Source organism: Flavobacterium sp., from assembly GCF_003525665.1.
Taxonomy (GTDB): Bacteria; Bacteroidota; Bacteroidia; order Flavobacteriales; family Flavobacteriaceae; genus Flavobacterium.
In genome coordinates, this window is the sequence record NZ_DQDX01000218.1 from 5,909 (window position 1) to 15,415 (window position 9,507).

General features: G+C 32.8%; 7 protein-coding genes and 1 pseudogene. All 8 read right to left on the reverse strand.

What is annotated here, in order from left to right:
* Positions 1–760, reverse strand: a pseudogene (locus DIU01_RS14980) (M23 family peptidase); the annotation flags it as partial.
* A gap of 18 nt (positions 761–778) precedes the next feature.
* Entirely contained in the window at positions 779–1,705 is a 927-nt protein-coding gene (locus DIU01_RS14985) for a tryptophan 2,3-dioxygenase family protein (RefSeq protein ID WP_290835858.1), read from the reverse strand.
* A complete protein-coding gene (locus DIU01_RS14990; RefSeq protein WP_290835860.1) occupies positions 1,702–2,478 on the reverse strand; it encodes a DUF3108 domain-containing protein in 777 nt (258 codons plus the stop codon). Before DIU01_RS14990 ends, DIU01_RS14985 begins: the two co-directional genes overlap by 4 nt.
* Positions 2,479–2,774: 296 nt before the next feature.
* Complete coding sequence (gene hppD / locus DIU01_RS14995; protein WP_290835862.1) at positions 2,775–3,935, reverse strand: 4-hydroxyphenylpyruvate dioxygenase; 1,161 nt, start codon at positions 3,933–3,935, stop codon at positions 2,775–2,777.
* Positions 3,936–3,950: 15 nt separating this feature from the next.
* A complete protein-coding gene (locus DIU01_RS15000; protein WP_290835864.1) occupies positions 3,951–4,391 on the reverse strand; it encodes a CCC motif membrane protein in 441 nt (146 codons plus the stop codon).
* Positions 4,392–4,416: 25 nt separating this feature from the next.
* On the reverse strand, positions 4,417–5,574 hold the full coding sequence (locus tag DIU01_RS15005; RefSeq protein ID WP_290835866.1) for a homogentisate 1,2-dioxygenase: 1,158 nt from the start codon (positions 5,572–5,574) through the stop codon (positions 4,417–4,419).
* 185 nt (positions 5,575–5,759) lie between these two features.
* Complete coding sequence (locus DIU01_RS15010; RefSeq protein ID WP_290835868.1) at positions 5,760–7,223, reverse strand: APC family permease; 1,464 nt, start codon at positions 7,221–7,223, stop codon at positions 5,760–5,762.
* 90 nt (positions 7,224–7,313) lie between these two features.
* On the reverse strand, positions 7,314–9,506 hold the full coding sequence (locus DIU01_RS15015; RefSeq protein ID WP_290835870.1) for a patatin-like phospholipase family protein: 2,193 nt from the start codon (positions 9,504–9,506) through the stop codon (positions 7,314–7,316).
* Position 9,507 lies beyond the last annotated feature (1 nt).

Below are 9,507 nucleotides of genomic sequence, written 5' to 3' on the forward strand. Positions count from 1 at the left end.
ATATAAATTTTAAAGGCGCTTTTAGAAAGTAATTTTTTAAAGCTTTTCCGTTTTCGTTGTAATAATCTGTTTTACTATTGCGTTCTTGTTGGAATGGAAATGCGTATAATTTTTCGCCTTTATATTCAAAAAAAGCCGATCTTAAACTGTCAATTCCATCATATAAAGTGTCGTTGATGTACCTTTCGGTAAAACTTATGGCGTATTTATCGCCTTTTTTAAGTTTGAAGAAATCGATAGACCAAGCATATACTTTCATTAATTTTTTTGCCAAAGCGGCATCGATATTTTCTTTCTTTAATGTTGCCGCTAGAGAACCCGATATTTCGCCAGCAACGGTTCTAACTTTAAAAGTAAGCGGTCTTGATTTTTTGAATCCGATGATGGAATCAGTTAAATCTACCAAGTAATAATCTAATCTGTTGGGTTGGTAGATTAAGTATTGTAATTTATTGTACTTGTCTTTAGATCGTAACGCTACGTAAGGTCTTTTAAAACGAACACTTGTTGGGAACGAATCTTTAACAATTTTAATGATTTCGGCCGCTTTTTTACCGTTAAGATTTTGCTTTTTTAGAATTCTTTCAAATGTATCTTGATGACCAATTGTGTCGTAATGCACATTAAAATCATCATAGTTAAATCCGAAATCAACCACTGGTTTGTAAGGTTCGATATCTTCAATAACGTATTCTTCCTGTGCTTTTTTACAAGAAACTAATGAAATTAAAACCAATAAAATAATTGCTATTTTCTTCAAGACAAGCTTTTTATTTTTTTAACAATCTTCTCCCCAATTTTTCAATTCGTCTTCACTCCAAAGTTCGGGAAAAAAGATACGTCTTTGGTATTTTGGATGCATGTATTTTTTCCAGTCGCTTCCGCCGGTTGCTTCTCCAGAACCTTGACCACTTTCTATATACTTTTTTGCTGCATTTAAATGACCCATTACCCAAGTTATATTTACTGTTTTATCGTAATGACGCATGGCTGCAATTAAATCGGCATCTTGTTGATCTTCAATTGGTAATTGTTTGAATTTTTGCCAAATATTTATGGTGTTGTATTCTTCCATATAACGCAAAAACTCTTGTTTGTATTTTCTTTCAAATTCTAAAATTAGAAATGATTTAGTTCCAGTTTTGTAATCTTTTCCTGCAGCTTGCCAATATAAATGTTCAAAAGCATGACTGTATGGCGTATTTCTATCTATTGTAGCTCTAAAACGGTAATCAATTAAGTTAATTAAATCGGTAGAAGCAAATTCTATTAATCTGTATTGTGCACTTTGAAATCCGCTTGCTGGTGTTAGTGTATTTCTAAATTTCATGTATTGATCGACTTCCATTCCGTCGCCCATGATATCGAATGAAGTGGTAAGCATGTTAAAATAACGGCTTATTCTTGACATGCGTTCTGCAAAAAATTTAGTTTCGGGTTTTTCTGTATGACACACTTGTTTTATTTCCCAAAGTATCATTTTAAATAACAACTCATTGACTTGATGGTACATTATAAAGACCATTTCATCGGGCAAAGTAGTTCTTTGAGTTTGTAAATTTAAAAGAGCATCAGTCTGAATATAATCCCAGTAAGTTATTGGTTTAGACCAAAGTAATCCCTCAAGGTGCGTATTGGTATTTTGGTTAATTGCGTCGAATTTTTGTTCTAATTCTTCTATTAGTTGGTTGGTTTCTGGGTTCATTTTTTAACTTTTATTGTAAATGGATGGGCTAATCCTTTAAAAGATTCTAAATCGGCTTTTAAAGAACCAACTGCCAAGCTTGCTTTGATTCGAACAGGAAGTTTATTATCGTCATCTGAAATCCAAACGGTAAGACTTTCTTGTTCTTTAAAAACTCTTCCGGATTGTACTAATGGTCTGAAAATCATACAAGGAATGGTTCCAAATTTAGTTTTCACATCTTCACGACCAATGAATTTTAATTTAAATATTGTAGATTCATCATCAAAAAACATATCGATACTAATTGATTCTCCTACCTTTAACTTATCAATAGTAGGATGATTCCTCAAATAATAAAATGTAGAAACAATATCTTGAATGTTTTCTGAAGTTGAAAATGTCTTCTCTGTTTTCTTTTTATAATCTTTTACTAAGATAGTATTTTTACCTTGATTAAAAAAACCTTCTTGGTTTTTTGTATATCCACCTTCATCTATTTTTCTAACGTATTGGTATGGTTTACCTGTGCCTTTATCAAAATAGGATTCATAAGTATCTTCTACTTTAAAAAACCATTTAGACATTCCGGTTGTATACCCATGACCAATAGCATGATAGACTTTTTTATTATTTCTAACAGCTTCTTTCACTTCTAGCGTTGCATATCCTGCAGTTACTAAGCCATAATGGATTCTAAATTTAAACCATTCACCAACGTCAAAGGCTGAATCTTTTTGCGAATCAAAACTGACCGTTAAAAAAAGCAAAGCAAGCACTATAATCTTTTTCATATTAAATAATTTATGCGATTTTCTAACTATAATGCAATATTTGTTCCAAATGTACCAAAACAAAAAAACTCCGTCAAATATTGACGGAGTTTTTATGCTATTAACCAACCAAAAAATATAAATTATGAAAAACTTATATAAAAATTAAAGGAAACCGCTCCTTTTCTTTTTTCTGAGTGCAAAGATACTATCGTTTTTGAATTATTCGTAATGAAAAATAAACTTTAACATTTATTTGACAAAAATGACGTTACTACAACGTTGTATTTTGCTGATTGTTTAAATAAATGTGAAAATTATAGCGTTCCTCTTAAAGCTTGTTCCCTTTCAATTGACTCAAAAAGTGCTTTAAAGTTACCTGCGCCAAACCCTTTTGCACCCATTCTTTGAATTATTTCAAAAAATAATGTTGGTCTATCTTGCACTGGTTTGGTAAATATTTGTAACAAATATCCATCTTCATCGGCATCAACCATGATGGCTAATTTTTCAATTTCATTGATGTCTTCTTTCATCATTTCCATGTGAACGCCTAATCGTTCTGGGATCGCTTCATAATAAGTATGTGGCGGCGCAGAAAGAAATTCTACTCCACGAGCACGTAATTCTGAAACCGTTTTAATAATATCATCGGTTGCAATGGCGATGTGCTGAATTCCTGGTCCGCCATAGAAATCTAAATATTCTTCAATTTGTGATTTTTTCTTTCCTTCGGCTGGTTCATTTATTGGAAATTTAATTCTTCCGTTGCCGTTACTCATTACCTTACTCATTAAAGCAGAATATTCGGTATTGATTTGTTTGTCGTCGAAAGATAGGAAATTTACAAATCCCATTACTTCTTCGTAGAATTTTACCCAAGTGTTCATTTCGTTCCAACCTACATTTCCAACCATGTGATCGATATATTTTAATCCAGTTGTTGTTGGATTGTAATCAGATTTCCATTCTTTGTAACCTGGTAAGAAAACACCGTTGTAGTTTTTTCTTTCTACAAATATGTGAACAGTTTCTCCATAAGTATAAATTCCTGATCGAACTACTTCACCAAATTCGTCTTTTTCAACAGTTGGTTCCATAAACGATCTTGCACCACGCTTCATGGTTTCTTCGTAAGCAGATGTTGCATCCTCAACCCAAAGTGCGGCAACTTTTACACCATCGCCATGTTTTTGAAGATGAGCATGAATTGGAGAATCTTGAGTTAGTGGCGTTGTAAGTACGATTCTAATTTTGTCTTGTTTTAACACATAACTAGCTTTGTCTTTAACTCCAGTTTCAAGTCCGGCATAAGCCAATGATTGATATCCAAAGGCTGTTTTGTAATAATGTGCCGATTGTTTTGCATTTCCTACATAGAATTCTACGTAGTCTGTTCCTAAAAGCGGAAGGAAATCTTGTGCTCCTTCAAATATTTTTTCTAAGCCGTATTCGACTGATTTTACTTCTTTTGACATGATATTAAATTTTAATTATTCGATTTTTACAGAATCGATATAAACTGAATCTGATTGACTAATTGTATCTTCTATACTTTGATTGTAAATTGTATCTTGAGTTTGATATTGTCGCTCTCTACCTTCTTGGTAAATTTCTTTAACCTTATCTGCAAAATTTACTTGATAAAGGACAAAAACTACAGCATAAATTACTATAAATAAAGCACTTAAAACGAGTCCTATTAAGCAAACAATTTTACCTGCGTAGACATTTTTTCTACTTTGAATTGAAAAATTATCGGGATATTGGTCAAATTCATTTAAGCTTTTTACAGCAAGAACCAACCCTATGATACTCATTACTAATGCAATAACTGCAAAAATCCCGCAACAACATCCTAATAAAATAATCACTAAACTTACTATTCCTAGAACTAGAGAAGTTGGATCCGCAGCTAATTTATTGTAATTCATTATCTAATTTATGATTTAATGTAGGTTATTCTACCCACGATTTATAATACTGTCCGTCATCAATTCCCATTGCTTCTTCGGTAACCATAAGTGGTCGAAAAGTATCAACCATAACGGCTAATTCTAATGTTTCTTTGTGACCGATGCTTCGCTCCATTGCTCCTGGCGCTGGACCATGAGGAATTCCTTTTGGGTGTAACGTGATGTGGCCTTGTTCGATGTTATTTCTAGACATAAAATCGCCATCTACATAATATAAAACCTCATCAGAATCGATATTACTATGGTTGTATGGTGCAGGAATTGCCTTTGGATGGTAATCGTATAATCTTGGGCAGAACGAACAAACCACGAAAGTTGAAGTTTCAAATGTTTGATGAACTGGTGGCGGTTGATGCACACGACCGGTTATTGGTTCGAAATTATGAATTGAAAATGCATACGGAAAATTGTATCCATCCCAACCCACAACATCAAAAGGATGTGTTGCATAAACTACTTCGTGCATCATTCCTTCTTTTTTGATTTTGATAAGGAAATCGCCTTTTTCATCATGCGTTTCTAATTCGGTTGGTAATTTAAAATCGCGTTCGCAAAAAGGAGAATGTTCTAAAAGTTGTCCCGATTCGTTTTTATAGCGTTTTGGTGTATAAAAAGGCGCGAAAGATTCTACGTAAAACAGTCGGTTTTCTTCTGTGTCAAATTGAATTTGATAAATCATTCCGCGCGGAATTATTAGGTAATCACCGTATTCGAATGATATATTTCCCATCATGGTGCGTAGTTTTCCGCTTCCTTTGTGGATGAAAATCATTTCGTCTGCATCGGCATTTTTATAGAAATACTCTATTAAAGAATTTTTTGGAGCTGCCAATCCGATGGTGCAATCTTTGTTTACAAGCAGTGCTTTTCTACTGTCAAGGAAGTCATTTTCGGGTTTTAATTCGAATCCTTTTAAAAGTAATGATTTTATGTTTTTACCAATTGCGATTTTAGGTTCAACCGAATACGATTTGGTAATATCTTTAACTTGTGTCGGACGATGAACATGGTACAACAGTGAAGAATGTCCGTGAAATCCTTCTGTTCCAAACAATTGCTCGTAGTATAAGCCACCATTTGGTTTTTCAAATTGTATGTGGCGTTTTTGAGGAAAATCTCCTAATTTATGATATATAGGCATTTTTTAAATATTAGATTTACGATATTAAATATTAGATTTTGTAAAACTAAATTGAAACTCACTCAGGATTTCTCTTGATGAGGAATTTTAAATGTATTAATAAGTTATCCCATTTTTTCATTACTACAAATATCGGAAAAATATATTAATAAAAAAACGACTTCAAATTGAAGTCGTTTTATATATTATTGTTGCTCTTTATTTAATTTTGAATTTCGTTTACCATATAGAAAATATACTAAAACTCCAATAGCTAACCAGCCCAATGACAATAACTGTGCATCATGACTTAAGTTGATCATTAAGTAAGTATTAATTGCTATTCCACAAACAGCAATTACTGGTAAAGCAGGAACTTTAAAAGTACGCTCTAAGCCTGGTTGTTTTACTCTCAAAATCCATACAGCAATACACACCATTGTAAAGGCAAATAAAGTACCAAAACTAGTCATATCTGCTAATTTATTGATTGGAGTAAAAGCAGCAACTACTGCAATGAACCCTCCTAAGATCATTAAGTTATTTTTTGGTGTTCCTGAAAGAGGATTGATTTTAGAGAATACAGAAGGAATTAATCCATCTTTAGACATTCCTAAGAAAATTCTAGATTGTCCCATAATCATAACCATTAATACAGAAATTAAACCAACAGTCGCGGCAATCGTAATGATATAACCAGCCCACGCTTGTCCTGCAATATCAAAGGCATATGCAACAGGAGCTTTAATCGCTTCTGGATATTTTCCAAGAGGATTGAAGTCTTGATAGCTCATCATACCTGTTAAAACTAATGAAACCAAAATATAAAGAACTGTACAAACTAATAATGAAGCAATAATTGCAAAAGGAACATCTTTTTTCGGATTAATAGCTTCACCAGCTTGTGTTGAAACAGCATCAAAACCAACATATGCAAAGAAAATAGCTGCTGCTCCAGATACAACTCCACCTAAACCATAGGCTTCATGCGTTCCAGCTTTGTCAACGATTTGAGTTACTTCTGGAATGAAAGGCGTCCAATTTTCAACATTGATAAAAAATGCACCTGCAATAATTACAAATATAACCGCTGATACCTTTAAAATAACAATAAAGTTGTTAGCATTGGCTGCACTTTTTGTTCCTTTTATTAAAATAGAAATAACAAAAAGAACTATTAAAAACGCTGGTAAATTCATCGAAAAACCTTCCCCAGTATAACTCGCTGGATCGGTTGTTAACCAATCGGGAAGTTTAATTCCGAACATTTTAAGTAGCTTATTGAAATAACCGGACCATGAAACCGCTACCGTCATGGAACCCATTGCATATTCTAATATTAATCCCCAACCTATAATCCATGCAAATACTTCTCCTATTGTTCCATAGGCGTAGGCGTAAGCAGAACCTTCAACGGGTAAAATTGAAGCAAACTCTGAATAACACAAAGCTGCAAATACACAAGCAATACCTGCAATTATAAATGAAATAGCCAGCGCTGGTCCAGCATGATAATAAGCTCCTGTTCCAGTAAGTACAAAAATACCTCCACCAATAATTGCTCCAATACCAATGGCTGTTAGACTCCATTTTCCTAGAACTCGTTTTAATTCACTTTTTTTCATGTCAGCCTCAAACGCTGAAACTGGTTTAACTCTCCAAATAGACATACTTTATCCTTTTTAGTTTTATTTGTTCAAATATACTTTTTTTGTTTAATATTTTTGCGAAAATAGAAAATTTCTGCATTTTTTCAAGATTTAAAACCAAAAACCAACGCTTACCCAAGTATATCCTTTTGGTAATTCTGGCGACCATGAATATTTCACTTCAACTGGTCCGAGGATAGTTTCTAATCCGTATCCTATGGCATATCCTGTATATTTTGGCGTAGAAAACCAGTTACCTGTACTAAATAAATTGTTATCAACATTGGCAACATTGGCCGCAAAATTGATGTGATTTCTTTTAAAGAACTCCACGTCTATAGTTGCTGTAGATTTTATATAACTATCTCCAGAAATACTTAAAAAATCGTATCCGTAAAAATGCTTAAAGTTATTAACGGTATTGTATCCATAACCACCAAGAACAAAATCTAAAAATGAAACCGAATCTTCTCCTACTGAAAAACCTGCCTCTGACTGTACTTTTACATTGAATTTTTTGTAGAATGTTTTTGTGAATTGGAAGTCACCTTTTATAATAGAAAACCTATTAAATTGATTTGTAAAATCGGATGAATAAAGATAGGATTGAACATCTCCTTGAAAAAACCATCCTTTTTTAGGAAAATATTTATTATCGAAAGAATCGTATTTTAAATATCCAAAGACACTTGTATAATTACTGTCTTCAAATATTTGATTTGTAGTTTCTAATGTTTTTGATTTTATTTTAAGATGCTTGAATTCTAATCCAGAACCGATTAAAAATTTTTGCGCAAAAATGGTTTGAACATACGCTTGATTAGTAAAGTCGGAAAAATCTACATTTAATGAATTAATACCTAATTGTTCAAATAATTGACCGTCATTGAAATCGGTAGAAACATTTCTGTTGAACGAATTGTAACGCGATTTAAATCCGAAACTAAAATAAAATCCGTTATCGATGTAATAATCTAAATTGTATCTTATGTTATCGCCAAGACCAATGTCTAATGAAAATACATCATTTTTAAAAAGTGTTTTCTTTTGAGTTAAATTCACTAGAACTGCACTTTTGTATAATCCGTCGAAGTGCAAACCAAATTTTAAAAAAGTTTTGTTGGTGCTTTCAGTTAAAAAAACATTCAAATCATCGCAATTACTACTGTTTTTATTAATTGAGTAACTTATTGCACTAAAGTTTTGAGTTGAATTTAATTTATTAATTCCGTCTCTTAAATCATTATAGCTTATCGTAGAACCTGGCTTAAAGCCCAATTTACCAATAACGTAGGAACGCGTATAATTTTTTAAATTTTTAATTGAAATATTATCGAGGTAAATACTGTCATTTTCAAGTTTCTTCTGTTGTAAAACAAAATTCTCTCCGATTGACAATTTCTTTATTTGTTCATAAACTGCAAATGCCGATTCTTCTCCTTTTTTTATAATTTCTTCTCCATCACCAAATGAAATTACTGTAAAGTCTCTAATGTCTGGTTTTAAATAAATGTCTGTTTTAGCGATTTTTTGTTTCATTCCTTCTATCATTTGAAGATTGGAAATTTGAACCAAAATACGCGTGGCTTCTTTTAGTGAATTTCTGTCTTTTAAATCGTCTTGCACATCGACACCAATAATAAAATCGGCACCCATTTTTCTCACTTCTTCTATGGGATAATTATTGGTTACGCCGCCATCAATAAGTATTCGACCATCTATTTCTACCGGAGAAAATAAAGTAGGAAAAGCCGAACTCGCCAACAAAGCTTGTGGTAAATAACCCTTTTTTAAAACCACTTCTTTACCCGTTTCAATATCGGTCGCGATGCACACAAAAGGAATAGGAAGTTTTTCAAAGTTGTTGATGTCTCTTACCGAATTGGTAAGTTTAGCAAGTAAATTGTAATTGTACATTCCTTTAGACAAAGCAATAGGAACGCCAACGCTAAATTTATTAAACGGAAGCGAAATGGCATACATCTCGTCGTTGCGTTTTTCGTAAAAACTTTTGGATGTTCTTGGTATGTAATCTTGAATTAATTCATCAAAATTGGTTGATTTAAATATCGAATCTATTTGACTGGCATTGTAACCCGATGCGTATAAACCGCCAACAACCGCGCCCATACTGGTTCCGCCAATGTAATCTATTTTTACTCCAGCTTGTTCTAATACTTTTAAAACGCCGATGTGTGCAAATCCTTTGGCGCCGCCACCGCTTAAAACGAGTCCGATTTTTGGACGTTTTGAGGTTTCGTTTGTTTGAGAATAACTGTTTTGAGAAAATAGAAAATAGAAAATA